Source organism: Nostoc sp. (genome assembly GCF_036917615.1).
Classification (GTDB): Bacteria; Cyanobacteriota; Cyanobacteriia; order Cyanobacteriales; family Nostocaceae; genus Nostoc.
Genome location: NZ_JBALCZ010000057.1, coordinates 1 through 17,231, shown reverse-complemented (window position 1 = coordinate 17,231; position 17,231 = coordinate 1). Strand labels below are relative to the sequence as shown.

The 17,231-nt window shown below is 42.6% G+C and carries 13 protein-coding genes and 1 pseudogene; 10 read left to right on the top strand and 4 right to left on the bottom strand.

Features of this window, described 5'->3' with window-relative positions:
- The first annotated feature begins 339 nt into the window (after positions 1-339).
- From V7K85_RS18825 to V7K85_RS18795, 7 genes and pseudogenes are all read left to right on the top strand, one after another.
- Complete coding sequence (locus V7K85_RS18825) at positions 340-861, top strand: phycocyanin subunit beta (protein WP_334815411.1); 522 nt, start codon at positions 340-342, stop codon at positions 859-861.
- 87 nt (positions 862-948) lie between these two features.
- The gene (gene cpcA, locus V7K85_RS18820; RefSeq protein WP_334815410.1) at positions 949-1,440 is read left to right on the top strand and encodes a phycocyanin subunit alpha; all 492 of its coding nucleotides are present in this window, start codon (positions 949-951) and stop codon (positions 1,438-1,440) included.
- A gap of 162 nt (positions 1,441-1,602) precedes the next feature.
- Complete coding sequence (locus V7K85_RS18815) at positions 1,603-2,415, top strand: phycobilisome linker polypeptide (protein ID WP_334815408.1); 813 nt, start codon at positions 1,603-1,605, stop codon at positions 2,413-2,415.
- A gap of 172 nt (positions 2,416-2,587) precedes the next feature.
- On the top strand, positions 2,588-3,457 hold the full coding sequence (locus V7K85_RS18810; protein WP_334815406.1) for a phycobilisome linker polypeptide: 870 nt from the start codon (positions 2,588-2,590) through the stop codon (positions 3,455-3,457).
- Positions 3,458-3,695: 238 nt separating this feature from the next.
- Positions 3,696-3,908, top strand: a pseudogene (locus tag V7K85_RS18805) (phycobilisome linker polypeptide); the annotation flags it as partial.
- 44 nt (positions 3,909-3,952) lie between these two features.
- Positions 3,953-4,798: a HEAT repeat domain-containing protein gene (locus V7K85_RS18800; protein WP_334815404.1), complete on the top strand. Its 846-nt coding sequence runs from the start codon at positions 3,953-3,955 to the stop codon at positions 4,796-4,798.
- A 170-nt stretch (positions 4,799-4,968) separates the two neighbouring features.
- Complete coding sequence (locus V7K85_RS18795) at positions 4,969-5,709, top strand: HEAT repeat domain-containing protein (RefSeq protein WP_334815402.1); 741 nt, start codon at positions 4,969-4,971, stop codon at positions 5,707-5,709.
- 237 nt (positions 5,710-5,946) lie between these two features.
- On the opposite strand, the gene V7K85_RS18790 is transcribed toward V7K85_RS18795, so the two are convergent.
- Entirely contained in the window at positions 5,947-6,597 is a 651-nt protein-coding gene (locus tag V7K85_RS18790) for an HD domain-containing protein (protein WP_334815400.1), read from the bottom strand.
- A 390-nt stretch (positions 6,598-6,987) separates the two neighbouring features.
- On the opposite strand from V7K85_RS18790, the gene pruA reads away from it, so the two are divergent.
- Positions 6,988-9,981, top strand: coding sequence for an L-glutamate gamma-semialdehyde dehydrogenase (pruA, locus tag V7K85_RS18785; RefSeq protein WP_334815398.1), 2,994 nt, complete (start codon positions 6,988-6,990; stop codon positions 9,979-9,981).
- Positions 9,982-10,044: 63 nt separating this feature from the next.
- Entirely contained in the window at positions 10,045-10,488 is a 444-nt protein-coding gene (locus V7K85_RS18780; protein WP_334815396.1) for a GNAT family N-acetyltransferase, read from the top strand.
- Between the two features lie 136 nt (positions 10,489-10,624).
- On the opposite strand, the gene V7K85_RS18775 is transcribed toward V7K85_RS18780, so the two are convergent.
- Positions 10,625-11,965 carry a calcium-binding protein gene (locus tag V7K85_RS18775; RefSeq protein WP_334815394.1) on the bottom strand — a complete coding sequence of 447 codons (1,341 nt, stop codon included), beginning with the start codon at positions 11,963-11,965 and terminating at the stop codon, positions 10,625-10,627.
- 939 nt (positions 11,966-12,904) lie between these two features.
- Positions 12,905-15,115, bottom strand: coding sequence for a PAS domain S-box protein (locus V7K85_RS18770; protein ID WP_334815392.1), 2,211 nt, complete (start codon positions 15,113-15,115; stop codon positions 12,905-12,907).
- A gap of 733 nt (positions 15,116-15,848) precedes the next feature.
- Here V7K85_RS18770 and V7K85_RS18765 point away from each other — a divergent pair.
- A complete protein-coding gene (locus V7K85_RS18765) occupies positions 15,849-16,775 on the top strand; it encodes a cobalamin-binding protein (RefSeq protein WP_334815390.1) in 927 nt (308 codons plus the stop codon).
- Between the two features lie 31 nt (positions 16,776-16,806).
- On the opposite strand, the gene V7K85_RS18760 is transcribed toward V7K85_RS18765, so the two are convergent.
- Positions 16,807-17,109, bottom strand: coding sequence for a TMEM165/GDT1 family protein (locus tag V7K85_RS18760; RefSeq protein ID WP_334815388.1), 303 nt, complete (start codon positions 17,107-17,109; stop codon positions 16,807-16,809).
- Between the last annotated feature and the right edge of the window lie 122 nt (positions 17,110-17,231).

Here is a 17,231-nt window from a genome sequence, read left to right as displayed (position 1 = left end):
TCATAACTACAGATAAAAGAAAAAAAGATGTTAACTTTTGTAAACTAAATTAACAAACATCATAATAATTTGTAATAGATAATGATGCAGCAGCATTGTATAAAGAGAACTTGGAAGTAAAAAACAACATCTTAATCAGGTTTTCCAGTCGTTCACATAAGTATGAAGTTTTTTAACAAAAGTTTTAATCTGAAAGCCTGGAGATCGTAAACTTATTTCTTGGATGTCTGTTTTAAACCTTTCGCAACTCGTCAGGCAGTGCTGACATCAAAAATAAACTGAACCATTCAGTTTTGAGTCCAATTCTTCTTAGCTAAGCAAATTAGGAGATTTAACGCAATGGTTTTAGATGCATTTGCAAAAGTAGTTTCCCAAGCTGATACACGTGGGGAATATCTCTCCGATGCACAATTGGATGCTTTGAGCGAACTAGTCAAAGAAGGTAACAAGCGTACAGATGCTGTTAACCGTATTACCAGCAATGCGTCTGCTCTTGTTGCTGCTGCAGCTCGTGATTTGTGGGCAGAACAACCCCAATTGATCACTCCCGGTGGTAATGCTTACACCAGCCGTCGCGCCGCTGCTTGCATCAGAGATTTGGACATCATTCTTCGCTATATCACCTATGCTATCTTTGCTGGCGATTCCAGCGTGCTAGATGACCGTGCCCTAAATGGATTGCGGGAAACCTATTTAGCATTGGGAACTCCAGGAGGGTCAGTTGCTGTTGGTATTCAGAAGCTGAAACAAGCTTCCCTGGCCATTGTCAACGATACAAACAACATCACCAGAGGAGATTGTAGCGCTCTGTCATCTGAAATAGCTAGCTATTTTGATCGTGCTGCTGCTGCTGTGGCTTAAGCCAAGCATTGCTGATGTTGACTAAATAATTGTCCATAGGACAAAACAAAATTTCAACCATAAAGTTTGTGAAAGGGAAATACCAAAATGACAAAAACACCTCTAACTGAAGCAATTGCATCGGCTGATTCTCAAGGGCGCTATCTCAGCAGCACCGAGATTCAAGTTGCTTTTGGTCGCTTCCGCCAAGCGCCAGCTAGCTTACAAGCAGCAAAAGCCTTGAGCGCCAATGCTCAACGGTTGAGCGAAGGTGCAGCTCAAGCGGTGTATAACAAATACCCTTACACCACTCAGCAACAAGGCCCCAACTTCGCGGCTGATTCACGCGGTAAAGGCAAGTGTGTACGTGATGTCGGCTACTACTTGCGGATTATCACATACGCATTAGTTGTAGGTGGCACAGGTCCCTTGGATGATTTCTTGATTTCTGGCTTGGCTGAAATCAACCGGACTTTTGATCTGTCTCCTAGCTGGTACATTGAAGCCCTCAAGTACATCAAAGCTAACCACGGTCTAAGCGGTGATCCAGGTGTTGAAGCAAATTCTTACATCGACTATGTAATCAATACTCTGAGCTAGAGTGTTTCTTTAGCCCGGAGAGGAAATCAGCTCTTATGACAAGTAAGTTCTATGAGTTGTTTTCCTCTCCGGGCAGTTTTATTTTCAAAAGACTGTTAAAAAACTAGAAAAAATTTTTCTAAAAAGTTTTCAGTTTTGCAGTTAAAACTGAGGAGGTTAAAGATGGCAGCTTTGGGACAAGCAGCAAGACTAGGGATTGGACCATTTGAAAACTCATCACTGGTAGAACTACGTCCGGATAGAACAGAAGCGGATGTGGCAGTGATTATCCGGGCGGCTTACCGTCAGGTTTTGGGTAATGCATATCTACTAGAAGGAGAGGGTCTAGAGAGTGCGGAATCACTGTTGCAGCAAGGTGAAATCTCAGTTCGGGGATTTGTGCTAGCCATTGCTCAGTCGGAACTGTATCGGGATAAGTTTTTCCACTCCAATTCCCAAACTCGGTTTATCGAGTTGAATTATAAGCATTTATTGGGGCGTGCCCCTGAAGATGAGTCAGAGATTTCGTACCATGTTGAGCTTTACAACTCACAAGGTTATGAAGCTGAGATTAATTCCTACATTGACTCATTAGAATATCAAGAGAACTTTGGCGAAAATATTGTGCCCTACTATCGAGGCTTTAAAAGCCAAGTAGGACAGAAAAATGTGGGATATAGCCGACTGTTCCAACTATATCGAGGTTATGCCAATAGCGATCGCGCTCAAGGACAAAAACAAGGACGGCTAACCTGGGAAGTGGCTAAGAATCTAGCTTCACCCATTTACCCAGTCTCCGCCGGAGCCTTAACAGGTCTGTCTACAGGTGGTCGCGGGGAAACATACCGCATTAGAGTATTACAAGCAGCTTCCCCGAACTCAGCTGTCGTGCGGCGGGGTACTGCGGAATTGATCGTCCCCTACGAACAACTTTCTAGTAAATTGCAGCAGTTAAATCGCAAGGGCAGTAAGGTTATTAGCATTACAGCCGTATAAATAGGGAATCGGGAATTAACTGAGGAGTTAGGAATTGGGAGTGAGGAGTTATGAGTGAGGAGTTAGAAGTTATGAGTTTTAAATTCCTAACTCTACCCTAATCTTAACTCCTAACTCTTAATTCCTAACTCCTAACTTTTCCCAACTACCAATTACAAAAGGAAAATTATCAATGGCTATCACAACAGCCGCTTCCCGTCTGGGAACGGAACCTTTTAGCGATCAGTCTCCTGTGGAATTGCGTCCCAATGCAACCAAAGAAGACATTGAGAGAGTAATTGCTGCCGTCTATCGTCAGGTGTTAGGCAACAACTACATATTGGCATCTGATCGCCTTATAAGTGCTGAATCTATCCTGCGTGATGGAAAAAATACAGTGCAAGAGTTTGTGCGTCAAGTAGCTAAATCGGAACTGTACAAATCCAAGTTTTTCTACGACAATTTCCAAACTCGCGTCATCGAACTCAACTATAAACATTTGTTGGGTCGTGCCCCTTATGATGAGTCTGATGTGGTTTATCACTTGGACTTGTATCAAACCAAGGGATATGAAGCCGACATTGATTCTTACATTGATTCACCAGAGTATCAATCTAACTTTGGTGAAAATATTGTGCCTTACTATCGCGGGTTTGAAACCCAAATAGGACAGAAAACTGTAGGATTTAGCCGGATATTCCAACTTTATCGCGGTTATGCCAGTAGCGACACCTCCCAACTCAAAGGCAAGTCCTCCCGCCTAGCCAGCGAACTAGGTCGCAATAGTGCATCTGTCGTTGTTCCTCCCTCCGGTGGCCCCTCAGGCTTTTCATACGTTGCTTCTGAAAGAGGCGTTACCCCTAACAGTACTTTCGGTGGTGCAGGAACTTTTGGTAAAGAAGGCAGACTCTACCGCATTGAAGTGGCAGGCGTTTTTGGAGCTGGATATCCTAGCACCCGCCGTGTCAATCAGGCTGTAATTATACCATATGAAGAGCTATCTAGTTACTTCCAGAGAGTGGTAAAACAAGGTGGCAAAATAGCCAGTGTGAAACCACTTTAGTGTCATTTGTCAATGGTCATTAGTCATTAGTCATTAGTCATTGGTGAGCCAGTGCGGTGTTCTCCCAACGCAAAGGAGCGTCTCCAAGAGTTTGGGAGACGATGCCGCGCATAGCGCAGCCTCTTGTCTACCTTGGGCTATGCCAACGACTCCTCGAGCGTCACCCGAAGGGTGATTATTAAGGACAAAAGACTAATGACAATTTAGAATTTTGATTAGAATTTGGAATTGATTTATTATGCTAGGACAAATCAGTAGTAGAACTAGTAATCGCTACTTTCGGTATGAAGTAGTGGGTCTGCGCCAAAGCGAAGAAACCGAAAAAACTAACTATCCCATTCGTTCTAGTGCCACTGTGTTTTTCACAGTACCTGAGAACCGGATGAATAAAGAAATGCAGCGGATTACTCGCTTGGGTGGCAAAATAGTCAGCATTCAGCTATTGAACGCTGAGGCTAAAACAGATAGCGGACACAGCAATCCTCCTTCTTCCTAATGAATTCCAGTCCGCATAAATTTGAAGATTTATCACCGACAGGTGACTTTGCCAATGGTGAATCTTTAACAGTAGAGCAAGCGATCGCTAATCTTGAGAGTGCAGATTTAGGCTTGCGATTTTATGCTGCCTGGTGGTTGGGTAGGTTTCGGATAGGTGAAGCAGCTGCGGTTACAGGATTGATCGCAGCCCTAGAGGATGAAGCCGATAGGACACCGGAAGGCGGATATCCTCTACGGCGGAATGCAGCTAGGGCCTTAGGGAAACTAGGCGATCGCCAGGCAGTATCACCTTTAATTGCGTGTTTAGACTGCTCAGATTTTTATGTACGGGAAGCGGCGGCACAATCCTTAGAGATGCTGGGTGATCCGGTTTGTATTCCTGCTCTGATCAAGCTATTACAAGTAGGTTTGCAGGGAGAGCAGCTCATCTCAAAGCAGCCTGATTTATCTCAACCCTACGACGCTATTTTAGAAACCTTGGGAAGTTTGAGGGGGACTGAGTTCATCCCTTTAGTAAAGCCATTCTTAGAGCATCCAATCGAATTGGTGCAATATGCTGCTGCACGAGCTATGTATCAATTAACCCAAGAACCAGTTTATGGAGAACGGTTGGTAAAAGCTTTGGCGGGAGAGAGATTGCAATTGCGTCGAGCCGTGTTAGCAGATTTGGGAGCGATTGGCTATCTACCCGCAGCAGATGCGATCGCCCAGACTCTTGCCGAAAATAGCCTGAAGTTAATTTCTCTTAAAGGATTACTAGAATATCAAGTTAACCACACAGCAACAAGCACTTTCTCAGCAGGTGCGATTAAAGTGATGAATTTGATGGACTCGCTGTTGTAGTCCTAAGTTCTAGATGAGGAGTTGTCATTAATACGTTATAACCAAATGTTTGCCACACATAAACCCCTAACCCAACTGTAAAATCAGGGCTAGGGGGTTTATGTATGATGTCAGCTACGGATAACTTAAGCTACAATTGGCTGACGACTAATGACCCATGAAAAATTATTATGAATAACAGTGATCTTGCCCAAATATTGATCCGTGCTGTGAAAGAAGCAGACTCCTCGGATCGCTTATTAGATGCAGTTCAAGAGTTAGCAGCAGCTGGTATAGAGGAAGCTATTCCCACTCTGATTGCAGCTTTGGGCTACAACAATCCAGGGGCGGCGGTGGCAGCGGTAGATGGACTGATTGCGATCGGAGAAGTCGCAGTGCAGCCACTATTGGAACTAATTGATGACTACAACTATGGTGCTAGAGCCTGGGCTATTCGTGCCTTAGCGGGAATTGGCGATATCCGGGCACTGGATACTTTGTTGGAGGCAGCAAAAAATGATTTTTCCTTAAGTGTGCGGCGGGCAGCTGCCAGGGGATTAGGCACTTTGCACTGGCATCAAGTACCGCCTGAGAAACTAGAATCTGTTCAGATTCAGGTATTAGAGGCGCTATTATTAATTTCTCAAGAGCCAGAGTGGATAGTGCGCTATGCGGCAGTGACGAGTTTAGAAACACTAGCCATTGCAATAGCAGTCACTTTACCTGATCAAGCGTCACGGATTACAAAGCAACTTCAGCAAATGCTCAATACAGATGTTGATCTGGGGGTTCGCACCCGTGTAAAGTTTGCACAGGAAAAAATTCAGCAGCAACAACATCAAGAACAACATCAAGAAATGTTTGCACCTAAAATAAAGCTACAAGACACTGAAGTGCCGGAAGTGCCTCATCGTGGTGGTGGCAGACGTTAAGCAATTCAAAATTTATCGCCGATTCCAATTGCATAAAATATAAGTGTGTCGTAGGGGCGCATGGCTGTGCATTGGTGTCAACTTAACGTTAAAAGGGCGGTTATAAACCAATACGCTTGGATTAAGGATAATTGTAGGTTGGGTTTCACTGGCGTTCAACCCAACCTACATTCATAGATTTTATTATAAGTAATCACCCGAAATTGATATTACATCCAAATGATAATAACTGTAAAACTAACCAGACAATAAAGACTGAATTTCTCCCTGGATATTGCCACGCGCAGATCGTTCAGCGAACTCTGACATTAAAGGCGTAAAGTAGATATGCGATCGCTGTAAAAATTGCTCTAAAACCTGCCGACGACCTGTGATATACTCTGCTTCTGCCACCCAGGCATATTCCTGGCGAATGGCATGGGCGTATTCTGGATATTGGACTAGGTTAGTAGCCAAAATCGCTAAATCTGCATCAAGTAGAACTTGGCTATCACAGTCATCCACCGCAGCTTGGTGGTCTTTAGTATTCAGAATCAGACGTATGACAATAGTTATGGTACTTTTTGGAATACCCAAATTACTCAGCAACTCAAAAGCATAGTCTGCGCTTCGTTGTTCATTATCTTGAGCTTGAGTGTCATAGACTACATCGTGAAACCAGGCAGCTAGTTGAACAGCAGCTAGGTTGTTGGTGTAGCCTTGCAAAATCTGAATTGTGCTGAGGACGTGAGCAATGTGTTTGAGTGTATGGTAGTAGCGACCAGGGGTAGAGTAAGCTGCAACCAAGCGATTAAAGGCTTTCTCAGCCGCTATCTGGTCAACACCAAAGGGTTGGAGTGTGTGTTGCCAGTTAGAAAATAAAATATCCATAAAGTTTTCTCTAGGCATAGAGTGAGTATACCCATTCTTAATATTGGAAAAAACAAGTACATCCTGTTAAAACGACAGGTGGAAGACGCAATCATAGAAGAGGTAAGGGAAAATCCTTCCCTGATGCCCAATTATCCCTGTCCCCAAAAATTCTGATGGTCGAAAGCCACCGCTTAGAATTCTCTTGCTGTCAGACTTCAATTTCACCTTCAAAAACCACTACTACAATGGGCGCGTAAATCCAGCTAGCATCTCAATTAACCAGCTTGAGGCAAAATCCTCTTGTTAAAGGTAGGCAAACTGACGCCACAGTTTACTAGATATGGTGACAGCTAAATGAAAGCGTCAAAATAGAAGAGACAGGCTTTGTACAAAAAGCCTTGCCTTGATTAACGGAGTTTATTATCAGTGGTATTACAAGTACAAACAAGCACCTACGAAGCTAAAACCCAAGAAATTGCTAAACAACTTCTAGCAGCAATGCAAGAAAATCGTTCGTTTTTTTCTTCTCTGCGGGATCAAATGCGCTGGGATGATAAATTACTAGCTTGGGCGATGAGTAATCCTGGGTTGCGGGTACAACTATTTCGCTTTATAGATACGTTACCTGCTTTGCACAGTAAATCAGAAATTGCCTCACATTTACAAGAATATTTAGGAGATGAGTCTGTAGAATTACCGGCAGCTTTGAAGGGGATGCTAAACTTTGCTAACCCCGACTCTATGCCAGGACAAGTTGCTGCAACAACTGTTGGTACAGCGGTTGAAACTCTTGCTCATAAATATATTTCTGGGGAAAATATTAAACAAGTCATCAAAACAGTTGAACGACTGCGAAAAGAGAAAATGGCTTTCACCATCGACTTACTTGGTGAAGCAGTAATTACCGAACCCGAAGCCCAGTCTTATCTAGAACGCTATCTAGAATTAATCCAACAACTGGTGGAAGCATCGAAGAATTGGACAGCTATCCCGGCTATTGATGAGGCTGATGGCGAACCAATCCCAAAAGTTCAGGTTTCTGTAAAGTTAACCGCATTTTATTCCCAATTTGACCCTCTAGATGCTAAAGGTAGTGAGGAGCGAGTTAGCGATCGCATTCGTATTCTCTTACGTCGTGCCAAAGAATTAGGCGCATCTGTGCATTTTGATATGGAACAGTATGCCTATAAAGACATAACTCTCAGCATCCTGAAAAAACTGTTACTAGAAGAAGAGTTTCGGCAACGCACAGATATTGGCATGACAATTCAAGCATATCTGCGTGATAGTGAACAAGATACCAAAGACCTAATTTCTTGGTTGAAAGAGCGCGGTTATCCCCTGACAATCCGCTTGGTGAAAGGTGCATATTGGGATCAAGAAACTATCAAAGCAGCGCAAAAGCATTGGTCACAGCCAGTTTACAACGACAAAGCCGCAACTGATGCTAACTTTGAAACGATCACTCAGTTATTGCTAGAAAATCATCAATATGTGTATTCTGCTATTGGTAGCCATAATGTGCGATCGCACGCTCGCGCCATTGCCATAGCTGAAAGTTTAAATGTCCCTCGCCGTCGCTTTGAATTGCAAGTCCTCTACGGCATGGGTGATAAGGTAGCAAAGGCATTGGTTGACAGGGGTTATCGGGTGAGAGTTTACTGTCCTTACGGTGAATTATTACCTGGGATGGCATATTTAATTCGTCGGTTATTAGAAAATACGGCTAATAGTTCTTTTTTACGGCAAAATATGGAAAATCGACCGATTGAAGAATTATTAGCGCCGCCGATTGTCAAAGAGGAAAAGAACTCTTTAACTCCTAACTCCTCACTCCTAACTCCTCACTCTTCCTTCCTTGGTGCTGCTGATACCGATTACGCCCAAGAAGAGGTGAGAACGAAAGCGGCGCAAGCTTTCCAAAGCGTTCGTCAACAGTTAGGTAGAACTTATTTGCCGCTGATTGATGGGGAGTATGTTAATACGGCGGAATTTGTTGATTCTCTCAATCCTTCTAATTTCAGTCAGGTAGTTGGTAAAGTTGGATTCATCAGCGTTGAACAGGCTCAACAGGCGATGCAAGCTGCTAAAGCGGCATTTCCTGCATGGAGGAAAACACCAGCTAAACAACGGGCTGATATTTTGCGGAAAGCCGGTGATTTGATGGAACTCCGCCGCGCTGAACTTTCAGTTTGGATAGTTTTGGAAGTTGGGAAACCAGTTAAGGAAGCTGATGGAGAGGTTTCCGAGGCGATAGACTTCTGTCGATACTACGCTGAGGAGATAGAACGGTTAGATAAAGGTGTGAATTACGACATTCCTGGTGAAAATAATCGTTATATTTACCAGCCACGAGGCATTGCTGTGGTAATTTCTCCCTGGAATTTCCCGCTAGCGATCGCTTGTGGAATGACTGTTGCAGCTTTAGTTTCAGGCAATTGCACTCTCCTGAAACCTGCGGAAACATCTTCTGTAATCGCTGCAAAACTCACAGAAATCTTAGTAGATGCTGGTTTTCCCAAAGGTGTATTTCAATACGTACCTGGGAAGGGTTCGCAAGTCGGCGCTTACTTGGTAAATCATCCAGACACTCATGTAATTGCTTTTACGGGTTCCCAGGAAGTCGGCTGTAGAATTTATGCAGAGGCGGCAACTTTGAAACCTGGGCAAAAGCATATGAAGCGCGTGATTGCAGAAATGGGCGGCAAGAATGCGATTATTGTGGATGAAAGTGCTGATTTAGACCAAGCAGTTGTGGGAGTAGTGCAGTCGGCATTTGGTTACAGTGGCCAAAAATGTTCTGCTGCTTCCAGGGTGATTGTGCTAGAACCAATTTATGATACTTTCGTACAACGGTTGGCACAAGCGACAAAATCCTTGAACATTGGGGAAGCAGAGTTACCAAGTACACAAGTTGGGCCGGTAATTGATGCCAATGCCCGCGATCGCATCCGCGAGTATATTGAGAAGGGTAAAGCAGAAGCAGAAGTGGCGTTGGAATTACCAGCACCCGAACAAGGATATTTTATCGGGCCAGTCATCTTTAGTGAAGTATCGCCAAATGCGGTAATTTCCCAGGAAGAAATTTTTGGCCCTGTGGTAGCGGTAATTCGGGTGAAGGATTTCCAGGAAGCGTTAGCAGTCGCCAATGGTACAAACTACGCCTTAACTGGCGGACTTTACTCTAGAACACCTTCGCACATTCAGCAGGCGCAGACAGAATTTGAAGTCGGGAATTTGTACATCAACCGCAATATTACAGGAGCGATCGTTGGACGGCAACCCTTTGGTGGATTCAAACTTTCTGGAGTAGGTTCTAAAGCAGGTGGCCCTGATTACCTCCTGCAATTCCTGGAACCACGCGCAGTGACAGAAAATATTCAGCGCCAAGGTTTTGCACCAATTGAAGGCGCAGATTAAACTATAGAAAAAGGTGGGGAAAAACCCACCTTTTTTTGATATACTAACCGCAGACATAGTTTGATGAGTAATTTAGTCATAAAAGTTGCTGATTTACCTGAAGAATTTCCAGCGATCGCAGCAATTAGAAAATCAGTTTTTCAGGAAGAACAAGGGGTAGATCCCGCTTTAGAGTTTGATGGCGAAGATGAAATATCTCAGCATTTGATTGCTTATTTAGATGAGAAAGCTGTGGGTACTACCAGAATTAGATATTTAGATGACAAAACTGCCAAGATAGAAAGATTTGCTGTTTTATCTACAGCTAGAGGGCAAGGTATTGGTAAAAAAATTATGATAAAAGCACTAGAGGTTATAGCTAATAAAAATATTCCAGAAGTTGTGATTCATGCCCAAGAGTATATAAAAGTTTTGTACCAAAAATTGGACTTTGTAGAAGAGGGACAAATATTTAAAGAAGCTGGTATTCCCCATCTGAAAATGAGAAAAGTTTTCCCTTTAGTATGATGTAGGATTGCTATATCGATTGGTTTATTAATAGTATTTTCATTCATAAATTGAATGTGAGATGCTATTATAGGCATCTCACATTTCCAGAATTTCTTATTTTTCTCTGGCTGGAATCATGAAGCGCTGATCACGATTAAACAACCACAAAATTGTTTTCGGTTAGTGACAATCGATAAAATAGTTGTGCAAATTTTACCTGAGTAAATGCACCCGCACTGCCATCTTGGTCAAAGTACAATGCACCTGTAATGTCATCATAGATAAATCGCTGAACGCTAGTGGTTGCAGATGTTCCGATGGTAAACTGACTTGTCTTAAGCAAACCTGGTGATAACCCGCCACCAAAACCAGCAGCCGATACCTGAATATATTCATTACTTGTGTTGAAGTCATAAAGACTATCAACGCCTTCATTGTAACTATTGAAACGAAAGGTATCAGCACCATTCCCTCCATAGATGGCATCATTATCTTTTCCACCTATCAGGATATCACTCCCAGCGCCACCGTTTAGGGTGTTATGGCCTGACGCGCCAGAGGCAGAGAGGAAATCATTGCCATTGCCACCATCAAGTAAATTATTACCTGTTGAATAGTTAACATTCAAGATATCGTTACCAGCGCCACCGTTGAGGATGTTATTACCTGATGTGGTCCGATAGTATCCTAATGTGTCGTCAAAGTAGCCGGAGGCAAAGAGATAATCATTGTCATCGCCCCCATCCAACAGGTTATCACCTGTTGAACCGTCAACATCCAAGCTATCGTTACCAGTACCACCGTTGAGGATGTTATTCCCCTCACCACCAATGAGAGTATCATTTCCCGTGCCACCACGCAGCAGATCATCGCCACTCTTGCCGTCGATGCGGTCATTACCCCCTTGACCATTGATGACATCATTTGAGTTGTCAAAGCCGCTAACATTATTGTTCAGGTCGTTAAGGAAGGTGACTATGTTCTTGTTGAAGATAGTGGTTTGAGTGGAGTTGGCATTGAAGACATCAAAGCTGTCGAGAGGGCTAGTTTGTCCATCAAACAGGATATTCCCAATGCCTGGTCTTGTTTCAGAAGCTTTTAGGTTATCTAAGTTTTCTAGTTTGAAGTTTGTTAGGATAACTTTTCCACCATCTGCCCGTTCAAAGCTGATTTCTAGATTACTGCCATTCTGGGTAAGCAGCAGATTTTCGGCAGTCAAGTTGAAACCTTGGAATTTGATGGTATCCGCTTCAGCAATGACTGCTGCTGTTAGGTTTGTACCCTTACCCACACCACCGAAATCGGTGATGGTATCAGTGTCCTCGTTCAAGTAATCGATGTTGTAAACAAATTTATCCTTACCACCACCACCTGTCAGGGTGTCGTCGCCCTCGTTAGCTGTGATAGTATCATTGCCTGCAAGACCTTTAATCGTGTCCGCGCTGTTAGTACCCAGTAGGGTATCATTACCGTTGGTTCCAATGATATTTGCCATAACTTTTATCTTCCTGAATCGATTTTTTCAGTAACTTAAGTTCTCAACCTGCTGTTTGTGCTGTTTTCAGGCACAATAAACTCGCTGAAAGTTGACGCTTTCAGCAATATTTAAAGTCATCCTTGAGAGTTACCAATTTTTCCCAAAGATTCACTCTCTGAGTAGCTTGTAAGTAACACTTATCCAACTATCTAGGACTATCTAAGTCTTAGGCACTGTACAAATTTATGAGCGTGTGAATTTAGCAAAATAGGTCATTTCAGGCTTTTCTAAACTATCTTTGATTCAATACCTAAGTAGGTGGGTGTGAAAATTCATAACTATGTTATTGCGAACGGAGCGAAGCGAAGTGAAACAATCGCAAGGGTTTAGAGTATTTTACATTTTGTTATATAGTTAGGTTTATTTGAGCCAACCTACTTATTGCTGAAAAAGCATCGAAAGATCAAGCTTGAATAGCTTAAATTCCAACTTCATCTTTGGTTTTTTGTCAATGTGTAAGTCTTACTATCTTGAAAATAGGGAATAGTTCACAAAAGATAGGCAAAGGGATTTTCATGCTCCTGTTGTGGGCTATTGCCCGTGGATATCTAGCTTGAAAATACAAAACATCTAAATAACCTTGAGAATAACTATATACTAATTATTTACTAAGATGTCCATGACTTCAAGAGACATGTTTGGATATTCTTCATATTATTTGGGGATAAATGTATATATAAATACTTACTTTTATGTAATCCTGAAATTTTTATATTGATTGCAGCGATGTCCGAGTTGGGCTACGCCTAAGGGATGACGAAGATCAAGTTATGGCTTGGCATCATTCTACAATACCTCTTTGGGACTAAAAATATGAATGCGATCGCCTAGCGTCTAAGAGGAGCCACGACTTACGCAAACAATAACCGAAAAGAAAGATTTTCCGGTAGAGGCAATTCATGAATTTCCCCTAGAGTTCAAATATCGTGTCAATCTTGACTCTAATTGCACTACCCCAATAGGTTTGAGAAGATAGTCGTTAGCACCAGCTTGCAGAATCGAAAGTTTCTCTTCTGAAAGTTCACTAAAGCCCATCATTACCACCTGGATATCTTGCAAAGAAGGCTCTTGCTGGAGAATATTTAGCAAATCCCAGCCACTAGCATTACCTGTTAACTGGACATCCAAGAAAATTAAATCTGGTTGGAGGTTTTGCACCTCTTCCAAAAATTTATTTCCGTTATCTATCAACTTAACTTGGTAGCCAATTGTCTGGAGATAATCTTGCAATACTATGCCAGTATTTTCCTTTTCTTCTACAAGTAAAATGATTTGATTTTGGGGAGTAGCTGGGCAGGATGTTGCTCCCTTATCTGCCTCATCTGCCTCATCTGTCTGAACTCTCGGATGCACTGGATTTGGTAAAAACAGAGTGAACTGACTACCCTTTCCCAAAGTCGATGTAAAAGTCACATCTCCACCATGCAAACGCGCTAATTTACGTGTTAAAGCTAAACCCAAACCAGTGCCTTCGTACTGCCGATTTAACCGACTGTCAAGCTGTTTAAACGGTTCAAATAGAAATTGAAACTGATTTGAGTCTATACCAATTCCAGTATCTGAAACTGTAAACGTTATCCCTTGCGGTACTTTTTTGACTACCAGCGATACCTGACCGGCTGGGGTGAATTTAATCGCATTGGTGAGCAGGTTGAGTAGCATTTGCTTGATGCGTCGGTCATCAGCAATGCAAATATCCGCTTCTAAGTCAATTTCATGTGTGAGTTGCAATCCCTTTTCTAAGGCGCGATCGCGCACTGTCCATATGGCATAATTACATATCTCTAATACTGGCAAAGGTGACAGCGACAGTTCCTCTTTGCCTGCTTCTACCTTAGATAAATCAAGGATATCGTTAATCAGTGCCAGTAGGTGTTCACCACTACTATATATAGAATTTACATATTCGTTCTGCTTTTCATTGAGTGAGCCAACTATTTCTTGTTGCAGCAACTGCGATAAACCCATAATCGCATTCAGAGGCGTCCGCAGCTCATGGCTCATGGTTGCTAAAAATTCACTTTTTGCCCGACTAGCAGTTTCTGCTGCTTCTTGAGAGGCACGCAGTTTCAACTCTGTCTGCTTGCGTTCAGTAATGTCCTCAATCATCGCTAGAAAAAACTCAGGTTCACCATTGCTGCCTGGTATAACAGAAACAGAGATATGAGTCCAAACTAAGCTACCATTTTGATGCAGGCAGCGTCTTTCCATCTCAATGCGATGTCTTTCGACAAGCTGTTCCTGATGTTCAAAGGGTTGGAAGCCGACCCGAGAAATTCTCTCTAAGTCTGTGCGAATTCCTGACACCAGTTGTTTGTAAAGTTTTAAATCCCCCCTTTGTGTGGAAATGTAATCTATAAAGCGCTTGCCGTATAGCTCTTCTTGGCTATATCCGAAAATTTCGCACAGCGCCAAATTAGTATCGACTATCTGCGCTTTCATATCTATAAGTCCAATGCCGATAGAGGAACGCTCAAAAATCGCGCGGAATTGTGCCTCACTCTGTCGCAGTGCTGACTGTACGACGTTTCGCTCGTTCGCTTCTATAGCCAGCGTCACGAAATCCCCAATCGAGCCAGCAAAAGTCTCTTCCTCCAAAGTCCATTGGCGAGCTTCGCCTATGTGTTCGTGACACACTACGCCCACCAAATGTCCCTCTAGCCAAATTGGTACATCTAGCAGGGATGTGATGCCCAATCCAGAAAGATAAGACTCGGATAATTCTTGGGTTCTTGTATCGTTTCTGGCATCATGTGCAGCAATGCTACGTTCTTCTTCTAAAGCCTGGAAATAAGCCAGATAATTTGTTTTTAAAAGCGAGTTACCAAAGGTATGCTCCTTAGTGCTCATATCATATAAATCGATGCATTCAATTTTTGAACGTTCTTCATTATATAACCACACCCCAACTCGCTCGACTAACAGGGTCTGAGCAGCAGTTTCTGTGATTTCTCTTAACGCCGCATTCAGATTACCTTGCTGAAATGTCTTGTTCCTTGCCAATTGGACCAGCGTCTGGCTTTGTTTTCGCCGACTATTTTCTCTGATTTGTAAAGCCTCTTGGGCCTGCTTATGCTCTGTAATATCTCTAGCCAACACCACGTGCATTAGTTGCCCTCAAGAAGAAATAATTTTGCCTTGCAGTTCTACGGAAAATGTAAAACCGTCTTTGTATAACTACAATTACTTCATCGGGTTTTTCATAACCGGAAAGTATTTTTTTTTCTAATCAAATTTTATAATTCTGGATAACGAGTTCTAAACTAAATTTTGCTAATCACTTCTATTACATCATGCCCGTGATTTTTGCCAGGGGATAATTAGCATTTAAAATAATTCTACTATCAAGTAATTCTACTACCAAGTAATTCTTCTATCAAGTAGTATAGGACTAATATTTGATTTTTGAAAGACACCCTACAAGACTACTGAGATTTTTTCAAAAACAATTTACGATTCCTATATATAAGATTCGTATCTGATTTTTGAAAGACATTTAGGGTGGGCAATGCTCACCCTACACTTAAGCTGTAAATGTACGGAATTTTTTCAAAAATCAAACTCTCACGCCACTTGCTCCCAAAGGGAAACCCCATGTGCGGCATCGTCTCCCCTTGTTTACGAGACGATGCCGTGCATGGGAGAAGACCGCGCTGACTCACAATTTGGTTGAGGTTTGAATCCCCATCAAAGTTGTCCCAGTCCCTAATTCCTAATCGCCAGTTCAATTTCTTGCTTAGTGCTGACTACGAAAACACCCTTGATTCTCCTAGAGAAAGATGCCTAAAGACTTAAATTTTGCCAAAATTAAGGTGACGGCAGCTTTTGTGGAGGTGGAGCGATGACGGATAGTAATGTGAGAATTGTTTCCCTGATTCCCGGTGGAACAGAGATTTTAGCGACACTAGGGTTGGTTGATGCTATTGTGGGGCGATCGCACGAATGCGATTACCCTCCAGAAATTCAAAATCGCCCCATTTGTACCGAAGCACGCTTAAACTCCAATGCCTCCAGCAGTCAAATTCATGATCAGGTGAACGATTTATTGCAATCTGCTCTCAGTATTTATCAAATCAAAACAGATGTTTTAGAGCAGTTGCAGCCTACCCACATTCTCACTCAAGACCAGTGCGATGTTTGTGCTGTCAGCTTAGAGGAAGTTGAAAAGGCAGTTGCCACACTCATTGACAGTAAACCCCAGATTATTTCTTTACAACCCAATATTCTCCAGGATGTTTGGGCTGACATTGAGCGAGTCGGCAACACCTTTGGCGTAGACTCGGTAAAAGTCATAGAAAATTTAGAAGCTCGCGTCAAAATTTGTCAGCAAAGAATCCAAGGACTTTCTTTACATGAAGTGCCTAGTGTCGCCTGTATCGAGTGGACTGATCCTTTGATGGTGGCTGCAAATTGGATTCCGGAATTAGTTAACTTAGCAGGAGGACATTCTCTATTTTGCGTTACAGGTCAGCCTTCTCCTACCTTGCCGTGGGAAACACTATTAACAACTAATCCAGATGTAATTGTTTTTATGCTTTGTGGCTTTGATTTAAATCGCACTCGCGAAGAAGCCAATTTGTTAACTCAACGTTCAGACTGGGAAAAACTGCACGCTACCGAAACTGGTAGGGTATACATCACTGATGGCAATTCTTATTTCAATCGTCCAGGGCCACGACTGGTGGATTCTCTAGAAATTTTGGCAGAAATTTTGCATCCAGAAATTTTTCAATACGGCTACAAAGGAACCGGTTGGGAAGCTTTATAATTTAGCTGAATGTGCAAACTAGATGATTTAGTTACGGTGTTTGTTCAGAATCTGCCGATGGTTTATTGTTAAATAACAGCAGGCGTGCAGCGAGTATGGCAAATCCCACAGCAGCGATCGCTTTTAACAAGCGTGTAGGTAATAATTCTGCTACTGCTCCCCCTGCTAATGCTCCCAAAAGGCTTGTCAACAGCAGTGCGCCTGCTGCTCCAAAAAATACTGCCCGCAGAGAATTACAACGCCCTGAAAGTGCGATCGCTGCTAGCTGACTTTTGTCACCCAATTCTGATAAAAAAACCGTAATAAAGCTCAGTCCTAAAAGATGCCAATCCATATAATTAAGGGAAGAGTGGGGAGTTTTCTAATGACTAATGACTAATGACTAATGACTAATGACTAATGACTAATGACTAATGACTAATGACTAATGACTAATGACTAATGACTAATGACTAA

Coding starts and splice junctions, on each gene's coding strand:
- V7K85_RS18825 (WP_334815411.1), top strand. CDS start 340: ATGGTTTTAGATGCATTTGCAAAAGTAGTTTCCCAAGCTGATACACGT.
- cpcA (WP_334815410.1), top strand. CDS start 949: ATGACAAAAACACCTCTAACTGAAGCAATTGCATCGGCTGATTCTCAA.
- V7K85_RS18815 (WP_334815408.1), top strand. CDS start 1,603: ATGGCAGCTTTGGGACAAGCAGCAAGACTAGGGATTGGACCATTTGAA.
- V7K85_RS18810 (WP_334815406.1), top strand. CDS start 2,588: ATGGCTATCACAACAGCCGCTTCCCGTCTGGGAACGGAACCTTTTAGC.
- V7K85_RS18800 (WP_334815404.1), top strand. CDS start 3,953: ATGAATTCCAGTCCGCATAAATTTGAAGATTTATCACCGACAGGTGAC.
- V7K85_RS18795 (WP_334815402.1), top strand. CDS start 4,969: ATGAATAACAGTGATCTTGCCCAAATATTGATCCGTGCTGTGAAAGAA.
- V7K85_RS18790 (WP_334815400.1), bottom strand. CDS start 6,597: ATGCCTAGAGAAAACTTTATGGATATTTTATTTTCTAACTGGCAACAC.
- V7K85_RS18780 (WP_334815396.1), top strand. CDS start 10,045: ATGAGTAATTTAGTCATAAAAGTTGCTGATTTACCTGAAGAATTTCCA.
- V7K85_RS18775 (WP_334815394.1), bottom strand. CDS start 11,965: ATGGCAAATATCATTGGAACCAACGGTAATGATACCCTACTGGGTACT.
- V7K85_RS18770 (WP_334815392.1), bottom strand. CDS start 15,115: ATGCACGTGGTGTTGGCTAGAGATATTACAGAGCATAAGCAGGCCCAA.
- V7K85_RS18765 (WP_334815390.1), top strand. CDS start 15,849: ATGACGGATAGTAATGTGAGAATTGTTTCCCTGATTCCCGGTGGAACA.
- V7K85_RS18760 (WP_334815388.1), bottom strand. CDS start 17,109: ATGGATTGGCATCTTTTAGGACTGAGCTTTATTACGGTTTTTTTATCA.